Source organism: Moorena sp. SIO3I6 (assembly GCF_010672095.1).
Map to the genome: position 1 here is coordinate 99,127 of NZ_JAAHHU010000003.1, position 22,069 is coordinate 121,195.

The following is a 22,069-nucleotide window of genomic DNA, read 5'->3' on the forward strand; positions in this document are numbered from 1 at the left end:
AGATCTTGCACCATTGTCATTAATCGTAGGGTGGGCAGTGCCTACCTAGGCGCTTTGCAAGCTTCTGAATCTGTCTGGGGCACTGCCCACCCTACATGAACCAATATTATTGATAATGGTGCAAGATGTGAGTTAAACCTACTTAAATCAGGGTGATAGTCCATGCAATTTAATAGCCAACAGGGCGATCAATCCCGAGCTGATGCGATCGCTGGATTCACTGTACTGGAAACTATTCTGATAGTATTAGTAGTTGGAATATTGGCTGCGATCGCAACCCCCAGCTGGCTTACCTTTATCAATCATCTGCAGCTCAACATAGCCCAAGACCAAATCTACCGAGCCATGCGGATTGCCCAAAGCAACGCTAAACGAGACAAAGCGACCTGGCAAACTAGCTTTCGAGAAAAAGATGGCATTGTCCAGTGGTCAATTCACCGAGCTATGGGAAAAACATGCATCGAAAATCAAGTCCATTGGCATAGCCTTAACCCTACCATCGCCATCTACAAAGACAAAAATAAGAAAGGTAAATCCGAGACCACCCTAGCCAAACCAAAGGGAGACTGTTCAAATACTGGACCATGGCGAGTCCAGTTTAACCACAAAGGAAACACCAACGGACAACTCGGACAAATCACCATAATCACCAAGAATAATAGCACCACCCAACGTTGCGTCTACCTATCCACCTTGCTCGGAGCCCTACGCAAGGGTAGATCTCATCCTAAACCGAATAACAGTAAGAAGTATTGTTATTGAGGGCAGCAGGGAATTGGGAATCGGGAATCGGGAATCGGGAATCGAGAAAACTGATCTGACTCCCCATCTCCCCATCTCCCCATCTCCCCATCTCCCCATCTCCCGACTACTGTAACTCTGCCTGATTCTTCTGATGATCTAGCTTTAAAATCAACACCCCCAGGGGTGGCAAACACAAATCTAGGGAATAGGGATGATTGTGGAAGAACCATTCATCTGTCCACTTACCCCCTAGATTCCCCATATTACTACCACCGTATTGGCGAGCATCACTATTGAGCAATTCCTTGTAGAATCCCATCTCTGGCACTCCTACCCGATAATGACTATGGGGCTGAGGGGTAAAATTGCACACTGTGACAATAAACTCTTCCGAATCGTGAGCATAGCGAATGAATGACACCACACTATGGCGATTGTCACTACAATCAATCCATTCAAACCCGTCCTGGTCAAAATCCTGAGTATAAAGCGCCGGTTCCCTGCGATACAGATGATTGAGATCACTAATCAACTGCTTTAAATTTTTATGGGGTTGATATTGCAACAAATCCCATTCCAAATCTCCCCAGACATTCCACTCACTCCACTGACCGAACTCCATACTCATAAATAGAGTTTTCTTACCTGGGTGAGCAAACATATAAGCATACAGACAGCGGAGATTAGCAAACTTGAGCCACTCATCCCCGGGAATTTTCCCAAGCATATTACTCTTGCCATGAACCACCTCATCGTGAGATAGGGCAAGCATATAATTTTCAGCATGGTTATACCACATGCTGAAGGTAACATTATTCTGGTGGAACTGGCGAAACCAGGGATCCATGCTAAAGTAATCGAGCATATCATGCATCCAGCCCATATTCCACTTCAGATTAAATCCCAAACCTCCTAAATAATTTGGCCAAGACACCATCGGCCAATCCGTTGACTCTTCGGCAATGGAGAGAACACCGGGATAATAACCAAAAATTACCTGATGAGTTTGCCTAAGGAAATCCACCGCTTCAAGATTTTCCCGACCCCCATACTGGTTTGGTATCCATTCTCTATCCCCACGTAAATAGTCCAGATAGAGCATAGATGCTACCGCATCCACCCGCATCCCATCAATGTGGTACTTATCAAACCAGAACAAAGCGTTAGCTACCAGAAAATTCCGCACTTCGTTACGGCCATAGTTGAAGACTAAGGTTCCCCACTCCTGATGTTCACCTTTACGGGGATCCGCGTATTCATAGAGATGAGTACCATCAAAGAAAGCCAAACCATGACCATCTTTGGGGAAATGACCGGGTACCCAATCCAAAATTACCCCAATCCCATTTTGGTGGCACTGGTCGATAAAATACATCAAGTCTTGTGGGCTACCATAGCGCGAGGTACAGGCATAGTAACCGGTAACCTGATAGCCCCAAGACCCATCAAAGGGATGCTCGGCCAGGGGCAAGATTTCGATATGGGTGAAGCCCAATTCTTTGATATAAGGAATCAATTTTTGGGCTAGTTCTCGGTAAGTCAGGAAACGGGCTCCTGGTTTGAGGTCTGAAACGGTTACCACGGTTAGGGTTTCACCATTTGCTCCCCGAGGAAGTTCAGCTGAAGAACCATGAAGCCAAGAGCCCAGATGTAGCTCATAGACAGAAATCGGTTGCCTCAAGGGGTCAGTGTGACGCCGATGCTCCATCCAGTCATGATCATGCCACTGATAGTCATCCAAGTCGGTAACAATAGAAGCAGTTTTCGGTCTGACCTCTTGTTGGAAACCATAGGGGTCAGATTTTTCGTAGATATGACCTTCGGAATTTTTAATCTCGTACTTGTAGGTTTCTCCCACTTCCAGTTCAGGAATAAATAGTTCCCAGATACCAGTAGCCCCTTTGCGCATCTGATGTTGACGCCCATCCCAATGATTAAAATCGCCGATGACTGAAACATTACGAGCATTAGGTGCCCAAACCGCAAAATAGACTCCCTCAACCCGATCAATTTCTGTAGGATGAGCCCCCAGTTTCTGGTAGATGCGGTGATGATTCCCTTCCGCAAATAGGTGCAAATCAAACTCGGTTAGTTTGGCAGAACGGAAGCCATAGGGGTCATAGCTCACCCATTCGCGATCGCCTTTTTTTATCCGCAGTTGGTAATTAGCCAGCCGAGGTGTCTCAATTTCCACCTCAAAAAAGTGAGGATGGTGTACCGATTGCATCAGGTAAGACTTCCTTTCCGTTGGCAGAAGTACCCATGCTGCCTCTGCATTTGGTAGATAAGCCCGCACTACCCAACTCACCTTACCATCCTGCTCAAATTTATGGGAACCAAGCACCTCAAAGGGGTCATGATGTTGGTTTCCTACGATCCGGTCAATTTGTTCGGGATTAATTCTTGAATACATTCAGGGTAAACAGGTCTGGGAGTATCACCGTTAGAACGGAAGGATTGTCCGAAACAAATCGCTCAGTTGCAGCAGAAAAATCAATTCTCGAATCTTGGGGTCAAGGCCAGGGCTGGTTGAGCGTTGTGCTATGGCATCTTGCAGTTGGGCGTATTCAGCGGGATTCATTGGCTTGCCATCAAGAGGCGATCGCGCTTCAATAATAATCTCAGTTCTCAACACCTCTTCCGGTAGATCCTCCGGAGGTGGTAAACACCAAGCTGGTCTAGCTATAAGTATAGCGATAGTTAATTCTAGGCCAATTCCTAACAATTTCAACAATTTAGCCATCACCAACAAGATTGATTACTTCAATTGAGTCGTTAATCAAATCCTATCTCAAGCTATTCAGCACTGCCTGTGGCGTCTGGATTAATCAGTGTGGCTGTGTGATTGATTTACAGGAATTTCTATTGATGGGATTGGTTTTTTGCTCTAACCTTAGGGTGATAGCTAGGGTTATTGGTGCGCTCAGGTTTTTTTTATGATTTTTACCACCAATTTTTAGGATATCACAAATACCCGTCTGTGGGTAACTAAGCATTTCTCTTGAATCTGAGCTGATGCTAAGATAGGTGCGTTCTAGCATCATCTTTCTAGGCTTACTTTAAGTCAAACTGCTACCAAGTTAATCCTGGTCAGCAGCGCTTCTTGAGTTAGCTGACCAGCCTCAGACCTCTGAAGTCTAGGTTACTGGTAAGGGCTCAAACCCCGAAAGATTTATGAACTGCACCTGTTCTGGTTCACCATCAGAAAGTGAGTGAGTAGTCTCGCCCAGCAGATTGTTTTCCTGCCCTGAGTAAAAGTTACCGGTTTCCCATAGGTGTTTCCAATAACTAAGGAGTTTTTTATGAATGCTGTTCCTCGCTCTGCTCGCACTCAAAGAAATCGGTCTCAGCAATCATTGGCTATTTCAACAACAGATCAGCGTTCTAGGATAGCACGACCACCAACACATACTATGATGTCACCCAAAAACCCTAAGCCAAAGGTTGAAAACCTGAGTGTTTTGCAGCAGCAAACACCAATTTTGTTGAAAGCCTTACTATTATTGAAACGTGGCTCAGATCTAGTAACATTTACACTAATTGCTACTGCGGTCACCGTTTATTCCTGGACAGTTTACAGCCAGCAACAATGGACCCAAGAGTATCGTAAGCTAGAGGAGCTGCAAAGAGATGAGCGCAATATGACAGCAACAACGGAAGTGATCAAAGATCAACTCGCTCAACAGGCTGAAAATCCAGCTACAGGGCTGGTTACCCCCAATCCCAGTAATACAATTTTTATGAAACGAGCTCCTGAACGTCCACAGCGTCAGCCATTTACCGCTTTTACGAAACCTCCTCAGCCAAAACCCAAGAAAATCACACCCCTGGGTTACTAGTTTTTTGTCTAGGGATAGAGGGAATGGTGGTAGGGAAAAATCTGTTTAAAAATATGTTTACGTATATTTAGTCAAGTATATCTGAAGTATATTTAGTTAGGTGTATTTAGTTAGGTATATTTAGTTAAGTATATTTAAATAAATATACTTAACTAAATATATTTATTTAAGTGCGTCTGTTTAGGTATATTTAGTTAGGTATATTTGTTAAAGATGATAGTCAGGTGAAACAGTATGAAGCCCGGTAAGTCACTGGGAAACAACCGTCTGAGACTGCTAATGATATGGGTAATAATGATGGCAGGCAGCAGTGGACTGTTGCTAAATTTATACCGTCTGCAAGTTTCAGAGGCATCCTCCCTAGAGGAAAAAGCACGGCGGCAGCAAATGGTCTATATGCGGCCGTTTATACCTCGCCGTCCTATTGTTGACCGCAAGGGGAATGTTTTAGCCATCGACCGACCTGTCTATACATTATATGCTCACCCGAAGTTGTTCAAAAAATCCTTACAGGAAATTGCTGCTTTGCTGGCTCCGATGATCAAAAAAACACCAACAGATTTGGAGGAGCTGTTTGGTAAACGTAAGAGTGGTATTCGCTTGGGCAATACGATCCCAGAAGCGATCGCAGACCAAATTGCTCGGTTGAACTTAGATGGTTTAGAGTTGATTCGACAATACTCCCGCTTTTATCCCCAAAATGAATTGGCATCAGATGTGGTGGGTTATGTAAACATTTTCGATCATCTGGGTCAAGCGGGTCTAGAATACACCCAAGAAAAGTTCCTAGAACGAGAGATACGAAACATCCGACTGAGCCGTGCTGGGAATGGAGCCTTGATGCCAGGTCATGTGCCAGAAGGATTCATGCACCTTGATGACCTGCGGCTACAGCTAACTATCGATACTCGCCTGCAACGAGCGGCTCGCTCTGCCCTCAAGGAAACCATCAAGAAGTTTAAGGCAGAGCGTGGCAGTATCATAGTGATGAATGTACACAATGGTTCCTTGTTAACCCTAGTTTGTGAGCCAACCTACAACCCCAATCAGTACTCCAAATTCGATGTCAGTTTGTTTAAAAATTGGGCACTGTCAGACTTGTATGAGCCTGGTTCGACATTCAAACCCCTAAACGTTGCGATCGCATTAGAAACTGGTATAATCACAGCCCAAACCTTGTTCAACGACACTGGTAAGATTCAAATTGGCGAATGGCCGATTCTCAACCATGACTATAAATCAGTAGGCGCTCGCGGGATGATCAATCCCACCAAGATTCTGCAACATTCCAGCAATGTGGGCATGGTGAGGATGATGAGAAAGATGAAACCTGAGGTTTACTATGACTGGTTAGAGAAGCTAGGCTTAAAGCAAAAAGTAGGAATTGAGTTACCAGCTGAGACGGCTGGACAGCTCAAAAGTAAGTACAAGTTTAAAGTTTCCCCAATTGAACCAGCTACGGCTTCCTTTGGTCAAGGCTTTTCCTTAACGCCAATTCAGCTAACTCAGATGCTAGGTGCCCTTGCCAATGGCGGTAAGCTAGTGACTCCCCATGTGGTTCGCGGACTATTTGACACCAAAGGGAATCCCCACTGGCAACCACGCCGTCCTGCACCGAGACGAGTATTTTCCCCCAACACTACTCGGACAGTGATGGAAATGATGGAAACTGTAGTAACTGATGGTTCTGGAAAGGCATCCCGCATTCCTGGTTATCGGATTGGTGGTAAGACCGGTACAGCTCAGAAAGCCAGTCCTACTGGGGGCTATTACAGCGATGCCAAGATAACCAGCTTTGTGGGCATTTTGCCCGTAGAATCCCCCCGCTATGTAATCTTAGCAGTAGTCGATGAACCCCAAGGCATTGCCTTTGGTTCTACCGTAGCTGCACCATTAGTCAAATCAGTTATAGAAGCACTGATTGCCATTGAGCGAATTCCACCATCATCTCAAAACTTCCGGCAGTAGGTAAACTCTGTCTCTATGGCGATTACTGGTCAGCTAAGTTGATTAGCCTAGATGAGATTACGTTGCCCACCCGACTTTATACCAATTTTCCTCCCAATTTTATGGGCGCATCGCTATAGGGGTTATCATACTTATGAGGTACACACACCGATATTTTACCTGTTCCCTGTTCCGGTGATCCGCTGTTCCCTACTGCCTACTGCCTACTCCCTACTGCCTACTGCCTACTCCCATTAACCCCAATTGAGAACTGCTATAGATTTCAAGCTCTAGTTTGACTTGTTCGCACCTGGGCTAATAACTGATCAGTGTTAGTGGCTGCTGGTTTACAACTAAGTCCCTGACAAACTAAACCAATAACAGAATCTGGCAGATGGGTATCTAATTGATAAACACTGACGGGGAAATACCCACAGATGAGGCAGGTAAGTTGCTTAGCACCAGCGCGAATCAGAGTGCAATTGCGGTACCAATCTAAAGCAGTAAATATACTGGGACAGGATTGAGGGGATGTGTTGAGCACGCTACTAAATGCTTTCAAGGCTTGCTCTGCTCGGTCAAGGTATCGCAGATCTTCAGTAAGTAAAGCCAGACGTACTAGGTTTGCGATCGCTACCCCATTGGCAGATGGTGTCGCATTATCCGTATAACTGCGCTCGTGTACTAACAGTTGATCACTAGCGTCACTGGCAGCATTATAGTAACCACCATTATCCACACTCCACAGCAATTCATCAAACTCCTCCTGAACCTTAACCGCTTTCTCTAGCCAACTGGCGGGTGACAAGTTGGTCGGTTGCAGGTTTGAACCTTGGCCAAAAGGCCAAGGTTGTTCTACTGACAAACTTGCCTGATGTAAATCCAGTAGAGCTTTGATAAACAAGGCATAATCTTCAGACTGAGCCAGCACTGCCGGTTGACCATCATAGTTTAGTCGGTGGAATCGTCCTGCTACCCATTGATTGTTGAGGATGAATTGAGCAGCAACAGTTGCTAGTTGCCAATAGTCCGGTTCAAGAAACACACTATAGCCTCGCGCTAGACCAGAAATCATTAAGCTATTCCAGGCAACAATCATTTTGGTGTCCGTTACTGGTGGAATTCTACCGAGCCAGTTCCGGGTTTTTGCCTCTTGATTAGTCTTAGCTGGTGGAAAGGTTTCCAGGAGATCGGGTTTGGCACCATAACGTGCTTCAAACAGTTTAGCCAAAGCAGCTTCAGTGTTCTGGGAAAACTGATCTGGGTAACGGCGCTGCAACACATTCTTGCCTTCAAAGTTGCCCTCTTTGGAGATAGTAAATTCCTCCTCAATTGCAGTCAACTCCGATGGGCTTAGCAGTTGTTCTAGTTCTGAATAACTCCAGACATAAAACTCCCCTTCTTCAGGTTCACTGTCTGTTGGGGTCGCGAAATTATCTGCATCTTGAGCAGCATAAAAGAAACCATTCGGAGCGGTCATTTCCCGCTTGAGCCATTGAACTGTTCCTGCGATCGCTCGTTTAAAAGCGGCTTCCTGAATCCCTGCACTCCACAAATCTACCAAGTACTCCACAATCTGCCCATTGTCATAGAGCATTTTTTCAAAGTGGGGTACTGTCCAAGTGGGGTCAACCGTGTAGCGATGAAACCCCCCAGCGACATGATCGTAAATACCGCCCTGAGCTAAGTCTAGTCCCCGCTTTGCACAAGCCTGCTCTGGGTTATACTCCGATGCCCAATCGAAGCGAGTAACCCGTAGTGCCATACTGGCATAGGGAATCATGGGGAAACGTGGACCTGGATTGAGAGCATTAACCACACCCACACTAACTTGCCCACCGATAAAGAGCAAATCATCACCAAGCTGCTCTGATTCGGGTAGTACCGCTGCCTGTTGGAGGTATGCCAAGATATCTTCTTTGAAGGTGTTAAGCTTGCCTTTTTCTAAATCATAGAAGCGACGAATTGATTGGAGCAACTGCAAAAACCCCGGGCGTCCGTAGCGTGGTTCCACAGGGAAGTAGGTACCTCCATAAAATGGCACCAAGTCATCCGGTGTCAGGAAAATATTAAGGGGCCAGCCTCCTTGACCTGTCATCATCTGCAATGCTAGCATGTAAATACTATCAATATCAGGTCTTTCTTCCCGGTCTAGCTTAATCGGAAGAAAATTACCATTCATATACTTGGCAATTGCCTGATTGGAAAACGCTTCGCCCTCCATCACCGTACACCAGTGGCAGCTAGAGTAACCGATAGACAGGAAAATTGGCAGATCTTGTTTTTTTGCTGTTAATAGCGCTTCTTCACACCAAGGCCACCAATCGATTGGATTTTCAGCATGCTTACGTAGATAAAGGCTTTGGGATTGGGCAAGGCGGTTAGTCATGACAGCTTCAGTAGTCGCTTCACCTTAAGTCTACCTTGGTGAGTACTGAATCATTGATGTATTTGTGGTTAGTTATTTGTCGTTAGCGGTTCGGCAAAAGAAGCCCCACACCTAATGCGCAGCATAGGTGTGGGATGAATTTTGCACAGGATATGCATGGATCAGGGAAACGAGCTATCAAGCTTCTAATTAATTCTGACTGAGTCATTCCACGTCGCTGCGCTTCTTGTATCAACTGTCTTTTTTCAAAATCGGTAATCCTGATTATCAATTTTTTATCTTTCATCTGGATTACTGTTTGTATATACATATATTATAATTATAGTAGTAGGTCGATGAGAATTAAGGCAAGTCAATGATAATTGCGTACCAGTATCGGTTAAAGCCAACAAAAGAGCAAAAAGCCAAAATAGATGACTGGCTTTTGATGTTGTGTGCTCAGTACAACTATCTTTTGGCTGACCGATTCAACTGGTACGAGCATAATCGGTGCTCAATTAACGCATGCCCTCTTGTTTGTCATCTCCCTGAATTAAGGGAAAATCCTGACTATTACAGCCAAAAGAAAACCCTCCCAAATCTTAAAAAGACTCATCCTCACTACAAGGGGATACATTCCCAGGTACTTCAGGATGTAGTAAAAAGGGTTAAATTAGCTTTTGATCGGTTCATTAAAGGAGACAGTAAGGGCAAAAAAAGCGGAAGACCCAGATTCAAAAAACGGCACCGCTACCGTACGTTTACTTATCCTCAGATGAAAGAAGAATGCTTGGAGGGCAATCTGATCAATCTGCCTAAAATAGGGAAGGTTAAGGTTGTATTGCATCGCCCTATCCCTAACGGCTTTAAGATTAAGACGGCTACTATCACTAAAAAATGTGATAAGTATTATTTGGTTTTGTCTCTGGAAGACAAAACAGTTACCGAAATCAAGACTAACATTAATCCTGACTCAATAGTTGGTATTGACGTTGGTCTTAAAGAGTTTTTAACAACTTCTGAAGGGGAAACCATTCAAGTTCCTCAATATTACCGGAAAGCTCAGAAAAAGTTAAAAGTTATCCAAAAACGGGTATCTCGACGGAAGAAAGGAGGGGCTAACCGACTCAAGGCTATTAAGCAACTTGGAAAACAACACAAAAAAATAGCAGACAAACGGAAAGACTTCCATTTCAAAACCGCTAATTATTTGCTATCAAAATATGATGTAGTCGCTCATGAAAAGTTAAACGTCAAGGGACTTGCTAAATCCCGATTGGCTAAATCTGTGTTGGATGCTGGGTGGTCAAGCTTCCTAACAATCCTGATAAGCAAAGCCTTAAATGCTGGCTTGTTGGCGGTTCCAGTAAGCGCCCAGAATACTTCGCAGAATTGTTCCGGTTGTGGAAAGAAAGTTCCTAAAAAACTGCATGTTCGTTGGCATGATTGTCCCCATTGTGGATGCAGCCTCGACCGTGACCATAATGCAGCAATAAATATCAAAAACAGAGCGGCAGGGTTTGAAGTTACCGTAAGATAGTGGAGCCTTAATCAAAAAGTTTTAACCCTTTTATGCATAGCCGACTAACAATAAAGGCTCCACTATCTAAGGTTTCGTCTCTCGGCAGTCCGTTCTTAAAGCCCAGTGCCTCCGAAGCGATGGCTGGATTGACTGGGAAGCCTACACTGAACCTGCAAGGTCAGTGTAGGAGCTGTCACTCATTTGTGATTCACTAGGGTTATTACGGTAGTTAAAAATGACCAATTACCAATAACCAATCACTATGAAACTTTGGTTTCCTCAAAAGTATTGCCAAAGTAATGATGATAGTAATCATAGGCACCGGTAGTGTACCCTTTTAAACCATTAGCAACTATACCCAATACTGTGCTATGAGCAATTCTCAATTCCGAGAGAGCTTCTTTAAACAAAACTTGGTTAGCTTTCCCTAAGCCTACCACCATCAATATCCCATTGGTATTAGGCTCCAGAAGTCTTGCATCCGCCAGACCAAGTAGGGGAGGGGTATCAAAAATTACTAGCTCAAACCGCTCTTTGAGATATTGAACTAAATTGTGCATCTTTTGGGAATTGAGAAGCCGGGTGGGGTCGGGGGAAATTTGACCAGCAGTTAGGACAGAAAGATTTTCCTCTAGAGGCGATCGCTGAATCACATCATCAACCTTGATTTCGCTAGAAATAACATCGCTCAGTCCCCACAAATTAGGTAAATCCATCTTCTGATGAATCTGAGGAAAGCGCAGATTACCATCTACGAGTAAAACCTTTTGCCCCATTGCTGCTGCTGCCAGGGCTAAGAATATAGCCGTAGTGGATTTACCATCTGCTGGTTCAGCAGAACTTACCACTATAGCGCTAATGGGTTTCTCAGAATACAGACATTGGAGATTAACTTGGAGACAGCGAAAAGCCTCTAAAAGAGGAGAAATCTGGTAACTACCAGATCCCACACCGAGTTGTGGAGCTGAGGCTTCCGGCTCGGGTATTATGCCCACACCAGTAACAGTAGTGCATTTCTGGAGTTCTTTGTTAAAGGGGATTGTGCCTAATATTGGTAAGCGAGTATACTCTTTGAGATCGTCGGTGCTGTTAAGTAACTGATGTAACTTTTCTGCTAAAAACCCAGCTGTGGCACCTGCAACTATCCCTGCTGCTGCACTTAGGAGCAAAGTATCAGGCAAATTGGGGGATATTGGTTTTTGAGGTTGTTGCGGCTCAACAATTGTCTGCCAAGGGATGCTGGTTTTAGCTGACTCAAGTTCCAAAGTTTCCCGAACTGACTCAAAGCGGTTTAGGCTTTCTGTTGCTTCCTCAATCTTCTGCTTGAGTTCTGTATATCGATGGGCAATCACAGCTAGCTGTTTGAGTTGTTCACTCATCAGACTTTCCCCTTTAGTGATTGCGGCCTGGCGCATCTCTAAAACCTTGATTTGGTTCGCCGTCTCTACTAGCTGAATCAAATTTAGGCGAAGTGTACTTGAAGAACCCGATTGACGATTGCCACCAAACTCTTGAATACGGCTAGTCATCACCCTTTCTGCTTCCTGACTTAACAGGGGGAGTAAATTTTGCTGTTGTTGCCTTAATCCTTTAAAGGTAGATTGGTTTTCCTTGAATTGTACCAAATCCAACACCATCTGACTTTCTACAGTAGAAAGTTGGCTGAGCAATTGTTGATAACGGGGTGTTGCGATCAGGTTAGCTACTGCTTCTGCTTGCTGTGACGATAGCCCCAACTGACCTTTGAGTTTCCCATACAGTATAATCGTGTCTCGCAGCTGAGTTTGGGTAGCTTGTCTGTGTTCGACAATAGCATTGACCCGATTCGTCAACAGTTGACCCTGAAGTTGTGGATTAATCAGGTTGTACTTCTGCTGGAGTTGCTGGAGTTGTAGCTGGAGCTGATTAATTTGCCCTTGTATTTTCGGCTGCTGATTCGAGACAAATTGAATGCCTTGTCTGATGCTAGCCTCTTGTTGTTGCTGAGAGTACTCGATGTAGCCCAGAGCAACCTTTTCCAAAACAAATTCAATTCTTTCCGGGTCTGAATCTTGGTAGGCAACTTCTAAAATTTTGGTTTCTCGCAGTCGGGATACCATGATTCCTTCCCGGAGAGTATGATAGTTTATTTCTGGATATTGGGTTTGAATTTGCTCCACAATCTCAGACATAACCTGAGGAGAGCTTAATAGCTGAATTTGAGTGTCATAGTCGAAACTTGTAGTTGGAGCAGCAATGCTATTTCCCCCGGGTTTTCCCTGTAACTCAAACGGGTCTTCACCAGAGCTAGGTTCGAGTAACAGTTGGAATTTGCCTTCATAGATTGGAACTACACTTAAGGTTTTGGCAATAATTCCGGATATGATAGTAAGCGCCACCCCTGCCATCAAGATAGCTCGACGACGAGCAGCAGCTAATATACGACGCAGATCGAGTTTGCTGGCTTCCAACTCATGGACTCCCCCTGTTAGTTGTGGAGAAGATCGATACTGCTGTTGACCACTAGGGTTAAATAGGGACGGCTTATAAGCTCCTTGGGAACCCATAATTCTTCTTCTTGCTACTTGGGGATTGGGAATTGGAGATTGGATAACTGGTAGGATGCATAAACCCTAGTTACATGCTAGTTACAGGAACATCAGGAATGATCAGCGCGGCTTTGTGATCAGTATCGATTAGCCCGAAGGGCTACGCTACGCGAACAGCAATAACCTTGAATTTTCCTTGCTTGAAGGTGAAAACAAGAAAGTTGATTTAACATCATTCCTCAGCAAGAGGCAATCGCAAACAAAATAGAGGATATCCAATTTACCAAACTTTCCCAATTTACAGATACAAGAGTTCTGCAACCCATCAGGATGAATAAGATGAAGGAAAAAGGCAAAAGGAATAGTAGCGTCGTAACTTTATCCTTTAACCTTTGAGATCTATCCTGATTGCCAGGGAATGAATGTGCCCAATAGATTTCAGGCACTAGTTGTTGCCAAATTCTCTGATTTTGCTTCCAGCAAGCTCTCATAGAGCTGACTCAGCTGATGGGCAACACCATTCCAGCTAAACATATTTTCTACCCTTGCTCTTGCCCCTAAGCCAAGTTGATTTTTCCAGTCGTGATCCGAGAGAATCCGGTCGATAGCAGCCGCAAAAGCATCAGCATCTTTGGGTGGTGCCAGTAAGCCAGTTTCTTCAGATACAACGGTAAACTGAAGACCACCGACATCACTAGCTACTACAGGGGTGGCACTAGCCATGGCTTCGATGGCAACTAAACCAAAAGGTTCGTAGTGACTTGGTACTACGCAAACATCAGCTGCCGCATAATAAGCTGGAAGTAGTTCATCAGCAATGCGTCCAGGAAATGTAGTGATAGTTTGCAGTTCCAATTCAGCTACAATCCCTTCAATGCGATCGCGTTCCATACCATCTTTCTCACCAGGACGAGAACCACCACCAATAATCAGCTTTAAGTTAGCATCACCCCGTAGCTGGGACGAACCAACAGCTCGAACTAGGGTTTCAATGCCCTTGCGTTCGTCAAACCGTCCCACGTAAAAGATGATTTTGTTTTCAGGGCTAAGTCCAAGTTTTTGCCGTGCTTCTAAGCGGTTAATCTTGCCAAATCGGTCAATGTCCGTGCCACAGGGAATAATATCAATGTCGCCCTTACTTGAAACTAGCGATCGCATGTGTTCTTGTTCTTGGGGAGATGTAGCCACAATGCGTTCTGCTGTTTCTAGCACTGCTTTTTCTATCTCCAAGCGAGTAGCAGCAATCTTCGGAATTGTTTCTACTGACTCGTATTTAACTGCGCCTAGGGAGTGATAGGTGTGAAGTTGAATGAGCGATGCAGCGCGGTCTTGGGGGTTTCCCCCATGAGCGACTGCATCAAGAAGGGATTGACGCTTCTTCCACTCCATACCCACCCAAGCCGAAAGCCAGTAGTTTGTATGTACTATTGAGTAGGTAATGCCTGATTGCTCCTGAAACTTAAGCAATTCGGTTAAAAACTCACCGCAGTATTCAAAAATCTCTTGCCGTGGCACAAATGCTTTTGGACCAGCAGTTAGGCGAATAGTGCGACAACCCGGAGTATGTTCAACGATTGTGGCTTGGTTGGAACTGGAGAGGCGAGTAAACATATCGACCTGCCACCCTTGCTTAGCAAGAGCTTCACCCACTTGGCGCACATACACATTCTGTCCTCCAGCTTCTTCCTTACCGATTTCTATCGCTGGATCTCCGTGAACGGATATCAGAGCAATGTGCTGTGTATTTTTCGTATTCATAGGCTTTTTTTATGTTGGAGCTTACAGAAGGTTTTCAGGTATGGGGAGTCTGACCTCTATCCGGCTAAACCCTCAGCGTCGAGCTTTTACACACTCACTTAACAAATTTTAACCTCTCAGGTGTGCTTAACACATCAGTGGATGGAAGTAAATTTTTAACAATTAATTTATAATAATCTTAACTTACTTGGCTACATTATATGGTATATAATCTTTCTCAGACGCTTCTGGGCTTTCAGGCACGTCTTAATAGCTGGCTGATCTACCTCACTTAAAACTAGTGCATCAGTCAGAGATTGGTAGAGTCCGAGAGTCATCATAGATTTTCGAGATCATTTTCGTATTGCAGTGGTGTGAGCGATCGCTCATAGTTTCTCATCATAGAATTTACCCAAAAAATTGGGTAATCGCGCCCCGTCCTTCGTTCGACGGCTTTTTTTTTAAACTTTTTATTGACAGTTTGTACTAGGTGTGCTACTATAAAATCCTAAACAATAGACTTTTAAACTAGAGAGATACTATCTAACCATAAGTAGGCAACGTAAAAAATATGTATCAGATACATATTGCGTAATTTAGTCTAACGACTTAAACGTCTATAAATTTAGATAAAAAAAGTATCTATCTATATAAAAAAAAGATCTAAAAAAAAGGTACGGTGGGGCACACCGGAACCGGGATCATTGATCAATCACGCTCATGGAGAATTGTCCTCTACTCTCCCTGACTCCGGTTTGGGTGAGCAAGACAGCAAGGCCGTAGGCCACGCTACGCGAACGCTGAAATGAGAATCCCCGTCCTTCCAGGGCGGGGAGTGTCAAAAGCTCAAAAATGTGCTATCATGGATAGACACTACCTTGGAGAGGTGGCTGAGTGGTCGAAAGCGGCAGATTGCTAATCTGTTGATAGGTTCAGGCCTATCCGAGGGTTCGAATCCCTCCCTCTCCGTTGAGTATCCTCAACTGGCAAAAATCAAACTTTCGTTGCTTGGAAAAGCGGTGCGGCCCCGCGCTTTTTAAAAGCGCTAGGGAACGGGCACCAAGAGATCTGGAAAATTTGATTAAGTCTACCTAGCTCAATAGCTTCTATTTGTCCCTTTTCTACCTGCCAAAGTTAGAGAAGCTGTAACCAATGCCAAAGGAGATTCCCACATCTGCGGCACCATCAACGAAAATTCCAGTAGTTAATGCAGCATTGGCCACAAAATTGGGTCCAAAAGGCCAATCAACACCACCAGTAACGATTAAACCCACATTGTTGTCATCACCTGTAGAAAAAGCCAAACCACCACCAGCGAAAGCTGAGTAAGTAGGCGGCTCAAACGGTTCATCCTGGAAAATAAAGTTGTAAGTGGCTGGGATCACAAAGGTAGCATCATCATTGATTAGTATGCTAGGACGCACTGATAGGGTGGGGGATAAATCGTATTTGCCGTTAATCATAAAGCCACCTCGACCAATATTGGTGCCATCATCAGTAAAACCGATATGACCGCCAATTCCAATATAGTTTCCAACCCCGAGGCTGTTGCCAGTAGGATCAATATTTCTCTGAGCTACAGGGGTGCCTACTTCATAGGAGGTGGCTGGTGAGGTGTCAGAGGTGGCTGGATCTAGTTGTATTTTTAGAGCTGCCACAGATGTAGCTAAGGTACCTGGTCTCGGTGAAGCTACCACAGGATTATTTAACTGTTGAGAAGGTGTTTGGGATTCCTCAATGATCGCTTCTAGCTCTTGTTTGGAGAGATCAGCACGATACTGGATAGTTTCTAAATTGGCTTCTAAATTGGCTAATGGTAACTGCTCCTGTCTGACTGTATAGTCAGCAATTGGTGCGACTGAGGCATTGAATTGGGAGCGGTTCACCAATGCACTAGGAGACCCTACCGACTTACTGGCACGAACCGCTGCCCCTATCCTGTCCAATTGCCCTAAACGGGAATTAGCTCGATGGTCAGTGATAGTGTTGAGATTGTCTGATGGCAGATTAGTTGGTCTGAATATATTTTTAGGAGTCTGTTTAGTTTCCGGATTAAATCGATCAGGGTCAACTGTGATGGTGGAAGTTGCTGCTAATTGCTGGGGTCTCACCGCTGCTGCGGTCTGGGTCAATTGCTTCACCGATGAATTATGGCTAGGTGTTTCAGCAGTAGCAGACAGCTGGTAACTGACCATGGTCAATACTGCCATACTCAGTTGCATCGAAAGGGTCTTAGGAAAATTACTCTTCACACTCACTCCTCAAAAACTACTTGGTCATTGGTTAGGGGTAACAAACTTAGCAGTTAGCCAAAAGCTAAAAGCTATAGTTCTTGGTCAGTAACTTGTAGCTGCTAGCCAGATCAGATCAGGTAAAGTACTCAAGAATTTGAACCCAATCCTAGGATAGTCTAATCATCCCTTGAACTTTACCAGATAGAAAGAGCAGAATAACCTCATTTTGGCTTTTAGTTTTGCCCTGGGCAAACATCACTAACACAGGACTTACCCCTCTACACCTGTAAAACCTCTGTAATTCTCTATTTACCCTTGCCCGATCGGAAATTACCGATTAGACATCTCCAGAAATTAGGTTTTCACCTAGATAGGATCGGGGTTTCAGATTCTTTGTCGGAGATGTCTATTGGCTAAACCCCTGATTTTTGGCGTTGCTGAATTAAGGAATGAATGCGCGATCATCTAGTTTTATTAAAGCCCCCGTTGGTCCCCCAGCGAGCAATCCCTCGCTGGGGGACTTTGAGAGTTTTTCCCCCCAGAATTGGGGGGCTAGGGCGTGTTTTCTTGCCTCGGAGATCCCCCATTATCCCCCTTAAAAAAGCAGGGCTGTTTCATTCTCGCCAAAAATAGATGGGGAGATGGGGAGATGGGGAGATGGGGAGAATTTTGGACGAATAGTCGTGATTTTGGCCAAATTTATCTAACCCTCCTCGAAGGCCGAATCACGAATTGTTAGTCATTGGAGTTGCTTCCTCCCAACTAATTTGTCAGATTTTAATGACTAAATTGGCGGATTTTTCGGGAAATTTTAGTTGATTTCCCTATCCCCCTATCCCCCTATCCCCCTATCTCCAATAATCGTTAACTTATTAAAGTTTGAAACAGCCCTGCCCTTAAAAAAGGGGGACGAGCGAGTATGGCTCCCCCCTTTTTTAAGGGGGGCTGGGGGGGATCATAATCTTGCGGAAAACTTTGAAAACACGCCCTAGGGGGGCGTGCGCCATACTGAGAATCAGCAACGCCCTTAATCTTCCTAGTTGTTTATCCTTCTAGAAAAGTACCATAATCTGAGTGTGAGTTCCCGCTTCCTATACTATGGTTTTGCTTGAGCAATTACGAGCCAATGATTTGGAATACTACTGTCGTGCTAATCTCAACCTCTATGATTCGCCCAACTGTGAGAGTTTGACAACACAAGCAGCCACCGGAAGGCACTTGCGGGTCTTGTCGGTCCCACCTGTCGGTAATGCCTTAGAGGTGCGTCTGTGCGAAGATAACTATTCTGGTTGGTTGCCTGTGTCGGATTTGGCTGTACTGGACATAGCTAAGACTCCTTATCGCCCCATTTCTCTGTCTCCAGCTCAAATCCAAGCACGAATAAAAGCGGTGATTGGGTTTACTAAAGCAGCAATGGATCAAAATCCCTACTACCTTTGGGGGGGTACAGTAGGTCCCAACTATGACTGTTCAGGGCTGATGCAAGCAGCCTTTGCGGCATCGGGGATTTGGTTACCCAGAGATTCCTATCAGCAAGCAGCTTTCACCCAAACCATTAGAATGGAGCAACTACAACCAGGGGATTTGGTCTTTTTCGCTACCGGTCAAAAAGTTAACCATGTAGGATTGTATCTAGGTGATGGTGATTACATTCATAGTTCGGGTATTGATCATGGTCGAAATGGGATTGCAATTGACCAGCTTTCAGAACAAGGGGATGAGATAACAAAGTATTATTACCGACAGCGCTACGGAGCTGGGCGAGTTGTGACAAGTTATCAGCCCTAGTCACCTAGCACAATTATCTAGCACAGTTATCTAGCACAGTTATTTACCAGCGTACTGCTCGAAGAGAACATAGTAATCAGGCTTACTATAAAGCTCTCAGCAGGGCTTCAGGGCAAAAGACTAACAAACATTACCACAAAATGTCCTCACAATTTCCTTTACTCAGAGAAATCTTCTGAGCTTTCTAAAATATTCCTGCTGATGATCTTGTGATTATACTGATTATTGAGGGAAGACTGTGGGTAGATGTATCCCTAGCTTATCTGTAGAATTCCTGACGGATCGAGCCCAGCAATGAACACCACTCAGTCTCACATAAAAAGTACTGAAACAATGGCAGAGGCAGAGTCCGCCCTAAAGATCTGGTTTTCTTTATCACTTGATCTATTATGCACCTTTGGTCAAAACGGATATTTTCAACAACTTAATCCGGCTTGGGAAAAGGTTCTAGGTTTGACTTGCTCCCAATTGCGATCGCGACCTTGGATTGAGTGGATTTATCCAGAAGATAGGGAATTTACTCTCAATGCCCTTCGTGATTGTGGTCAAGGAAAACTAGTCGAATATCGGAATAGAATTTACCATAAAGATGGTAGCTTGCGTTGGCTCGCTTGGAGAATTTCACAGGATGAACAGGGTCTTCTCTATGCTGTTGCTAAAGATATCACTAGTATTAAACAGCTAGAATCGGGATTGGACTATGGTAACTCTACTGGCTCCTATAAAGGCAGTAAGGGCTTTGAAAATCTAAATCTAGATGAGCAAAACTTCAAAAGTGACTTTGCTCTATTAACGGAATGGGTTTATCGCTATGAAGCGGTTAGTCAAATTAGTGGTCATCTGCTCTACGAATGGAATACCCAGACCAATGAATTGATTTGGGGTCACAATATTGAACAAGTATTGGGTTATTACCCAGGAGAACTCACCAACACTGGGCAAGGGTGGGATGAATTAATTTATCCTGATGATTTAGAACGATACCGACACACCATTGAACGGGTGATTGTCACTAAAGAGCCTTTTGATATTGACTATCGGATCCGTAAGAAGGATGGCACATACATCACCGTTGAGAACAAAGGACAGTTTTACCTAGATAGTTCAGGTAATCTCAATCGTCTGCTGGGGTTAATTGTTGACATCACGGAGCGCAAACAGGCAGAAGAGGCATTACGCCTAAGCGAAAAACGATTTCGCCTAGCAGTGGATAATTATCCCGGTACATTTATTATCTATGATGCCCAGCGGCGGCTCCAGTTTATCAATCAACAAGGGGTTAAGCTAACTGGAGTGGCTGATTCACCACTACTGGGTCACACTGACGAGGAAATCTATCCTCCTGTATTTAAGGATATCTATGTGAAACTGCTACAAAAGGCTGTGGAAACCCGGATGCCACAAGTGGAAGAACTGACTTTGACTTTGCCAGAGGTTGGTGGACTCACTGTCCTCGCTACCTATATTCCCCTGCTAGATGAGCAAGAAAATATTTATCAAGTTATCGGGATTATCCAAGATACTACCCAGCGCAAGCAGGCAGAGGTAGAACTACGGCAAGCTTATCAGCAATTGAGACTAAATACAGAAGCCGCGTTAGACCAAAAAGAAGCAAAATTTCGACGGGTGTTTGATGAAGCACCTATTGGAATGTCACTGTCAGATTTGGATTATCAGTTTATTCAGGTGAATCGGGCTTTTTATGAAATGCTCGGATACACCAAGTCTGAACTAATGGCTCTCAATGGTTTGGCAATTACTCATCCTGAAGACCTAGAACAAGCCAAGCCTTATATTAGGCACGTCATACAAGGAGAAATTGATAGTTTTAAGTTAGAAATACGTTACCGTAAAAAGAATCAAGATACCCTCTGGGGTAATTTAACCATGATGGCTATGCGAAATCAAGCAGGAGAAATCCTGTGTATTTTGAGCATGGTTGAAGACATTACAGAACGCAAGCAGGCAGAGGAGGCGGTGCGACACAGTGAAGAACGATTTCGTGCCATCATTGAAGATCAAACTGAACTGATCTGTCGCTTGAAACTTGATGGCACCCTAACGTTTGTCAATGATGCTTACTGCCGCTATTTTGACAAAGACCGCTCTGAATTAGTAGGGAAAGTATTTTTGCCAAAAATGCCTCCGGAAGACGAAGACATTGTTACCCGGAACTTCCGTTCTCTTTCCGTAGATAATCCGATCAACACTTACGAACACCGAGTTCTTCTCGACTCTGGAGAAATTCGCTGGCAGCAGTGGAGTGATCGAGCTATGTTTGATGAACATGGCCAATTTATCGAATGCCAGGCGGTGGGAAGGGATATCACTGAACTCAAGCAAGCAGAAGCAGATATTCTTAATGCATTGGCTAAGGAAAAAGAACTGGGTCAACTCCGATCAGGTTTCGTTTCATTAGTTTCTCACGAGTTTCGCACGCCACTGACTACCATTCAATCTTCTGCTCAAATGCTGCAACGCTATCAGGAAAAATTGTCCCCTGAGAAAAAACAGAAGCACCATGATAAGATTCAGCATGCTGTGGTCCGGATGACTCAACTTTTGGATGATGTTCTAACGATTGGGAAAGCGGATGCTGGTAAACTCAAGTTTGAACCAGAATCCATGGATTTAGTGGCTTTGTGTCAGGACATACTCGAAAATATTAAAATTAACCTGGGTTCTAAGCATAACCTGATGTTCATTAGTCATGGTAGCTGTCAAGATGCCCTAATCGATGAAAGACTGTTGAGTCATGTTGTTAACAATTTGCTCTTAAATGCGATTAAATATTCTCCAGAAGGAGGTACGATCAAATTTGAACTCAATTGCAATTCTTCGACCGCAGTAATCCAGGTTCAAGATCAGGGGATCGGCATTCCTATAAAAGACCAAGAGAAACTATTTGAGTCCTTTGAAAGAGCAAGTAATGTTGGCAGTATCCCTGGGACTGGACTGGGTTTAGCAATTGTCAAAAAATGTTTAGACTTGCACAATGCTAAAATTGCTGTAAACAGTGAAGTTGGGGTGGGAACGACATTTACGGTTACCCTACCACTGCACTTTGCTACTGACCAAAATAGGGAGTAGGGAGTAGGGAGTAGGGAGTAGGGAGTAGGGAGTGGCGTCCATAAAATGGAATGTACCTCATAAGTATCAGAAACGCTATATACAATGGTTGATCGCCTTTGGCTCATTATTAATTATTAATTATTGCTAATTAATATAGCATTATTAAATGAATTGTGATAATTTTTGATGCCATATTCCCTACTCCCAGATCCGCTGTTCCCAGATCCGCTGTTCCCTTTGCTATACATAATTGAAGTCTTCTGTATTCCTAATTCTCAGTTCGGTTGACA

The 22,069-nt window shown here is 44.3% G+C and carries 13 protein-coding genes and 1 tRNA gene; 8 read left to right on the top strand and 6 right to left on the bottom strand.

Going from position 1 to position 22,069, the window contains the following annotated elements; translation table 11 throughout:
• Positions 1-162: 162 nt before the first annotated feature.
• A complete protein-coding gene (locus tag F6K49_RS02175; protein WP_293036004.1) occupies positions 163-762 on the top strand; it encodes a type II secretion system protein in 600 nt (199 codons plus the stop codon).
• Positions 763-868: 106 nt separating this feature from the next.
• Here the strand turns inward: F6K49_RS02175 and glgB are convergent, their stop codons facing one another.
• Together glgB and F6K49_RS02185 are read right to left on the bottom strand one after the other, a co-directional pair.
• Complete coding sequence (gene glgB, locus F6K49_RS02180; RefSeq protein ID WP_293093792.1) at positions 869-3,157, bottom strand: 1,4-alpha-glucan branching enzyme; 2,289 nt, start codon at positions 3,155-3,157, stop codon at positions 869-871.
• Positions 3,158-3,187: 30 nt separating this feature from the next.
• Entirely contained in the window at positions 3,188-3,487 is a 300-nt protein-coding gene (locus tag F6K49_RS02185) for a hypothetical protein (protein ID WP_293036006.1), read from the bottom strand.
• Positions 3,488-4,046: 559 nt separating this feature from the next.
• Here F6K49_RS02185 and F6K49_RS02190 point away from each other — a divergent pair.
• The 3 genes from F6K49_RS02190 to F6K49_RS02200 all read left to right on the top strand — a co-directional run bounded on the left by F6K49_RS02190 (position 4,047) and on the right by F6K49_RS02200 (position 6,788).
• Positions 4,047-4,583 carry a hypothetical protein gene (locus F6K49_RS02190; protein WP_293093795.1) on the top strand — a complete coding sequence of 179 codons (537 nt, stop codon included), beginning with the start codon at positions 4,047-4,049 and terminating at the stop codon, positions 4,581-4,583.
• A gap of 279 nt (positions 4,584-4,862) precedes the next feature.
• Positions 4,863-6,551 (top strand): penicillin-binding protein 2, encoded by a 1,689-nt coding sequence (locus F6K49_RS02195; RefSeq protein WP_293093798.1) that lies wholly within the window; start codon positions 4,863-4,865, stop codon positions 6,549-6,551.
• A gap of 51 nt (positions 6,552-6,602) precedes the next feature.
• Positions 6,603-6,788: a hypothetical protein gene (locus F6K49_RS02200; RefSeq protein ID WP_293093802.1), complete on the top strand. Its 186-nt coding sequence runs from the start codon at positions 6,603-6,605 to the stop codon at positions 6,786-6,788.
• A 25-nt stretch (positions 6,789-6,813) separates the two neighbouring features.
• On the opposite strand, the gene F6K49_RS02205 is transcribed toward F6K49_RS02200, so the two are convergent.
• Entirely contained in the window at positions 6,814-8,919 is a 2,106-nt protein-coding gene (locus F6K49_RS02205) for a thioredoxin domain-containing protein (protein WP_293093804.1), read from the bottom strand.
• 355 nt (positions 8,920-9,274) lie between these two features.
• On the opposite strand from F6K49_RS02205, the gene F6K49_RS02210 reads away from it, so the two are divergent.
• Positions 9,275-10,438 (top strand): transposase, encoded by a 1,164-nt coding sequence (locus F6K49_RS02210; RefSeq protein WP_293093807.1) that lies wholly within the window; start codon positions 9,275-9,277, stop codon positions 10,436-10,438.
• 242 nt (positions 10,439-10,680) lie between these two features.
• On the opposite strand, the gene F6K49_RS02215 is transcribed toward F6K49_RS02210, so the two are convergent.
• Together F6K49_RS02215 and F6K49_RS02220 are read right to left on the bottom strand one after the other, a co-directional pair.
• A complete protein-coding gene (locus F6K49_RS02215) occupies positions 10,681-12,966 on the bottom strand; it encodes a polysaccharide biosynthesis tyrosine autokinase (RefSeq protein ID WP_293093810.1) in 2,286 nt (761 codons plus the stop codon).
• Positions 12,967-13,386: 420 nt separating this feature from the next.
• The gene (locus F6K49_RS02220; RefSeq protein WP_293093813.1) at positions 13,387-14,706 is read right to left on the bottom strand and encodes a glycosyltransferase; all 1,320 of its coding nucleotides are present in this window, start codon (positions 14,704-14,706) and stop codon (positions 13,387-13,389) included.
• 859 nt (positions 14,707-15,565) lie between these two features.
• On the opposite strand from F6K49_RS02220, the gene F6K49_RS02225 reads away from it, so the two are divergent.
• Positions 15,566-15,654 (top strand) — tRNA-Ser (locus tag F6K49_RS02225).
• Positions 15,655-15,806: 152 nt separating this feature from the next.
• Here F6K49_RS02225 and F6K49_RS02230 read toward each other — a convergent pair.
• Positions 15,807-16,937 (bottom strand): hypothetical protein, encoded by a 1,131-nt coding sequence (locus tag F6K49_RS02230; RefSeq protein WP_293017451.1) that lies wholly within the window; start codon positions 16,935-16,937, stop codon positions 15,807-15,809.
• Positions 16,938-18,017: 1,080 nt separating this feature from the next.
• Between F6K49_RS02230 and F6K49_RS02235 the strand changes: the two genes are divergently transcribed.
• A complete protein-coding gene (locus F6K49_RS02235; RefSeq protein WP_293093817.1) occupies positions 18,018-18,707 on the top strand; it encodes a C40 family peptidase in 690 nt (229 codons plus the stop codon).
• A gap of 294 nt (positions 18,708-19,001) precedes the next feature.
• A complete protein-coding gene (locus F6K49_RS02240) occupies positions 19,002-21,797 on the top strand; it encodes a PAS domain S-box protein (protein WP_293093821.1) in 2,796 nt (931 codons plus the stop codon).
• The last annotated feature ends 272 nt before the right edge of the window (positions 21,798-22,069 follow it).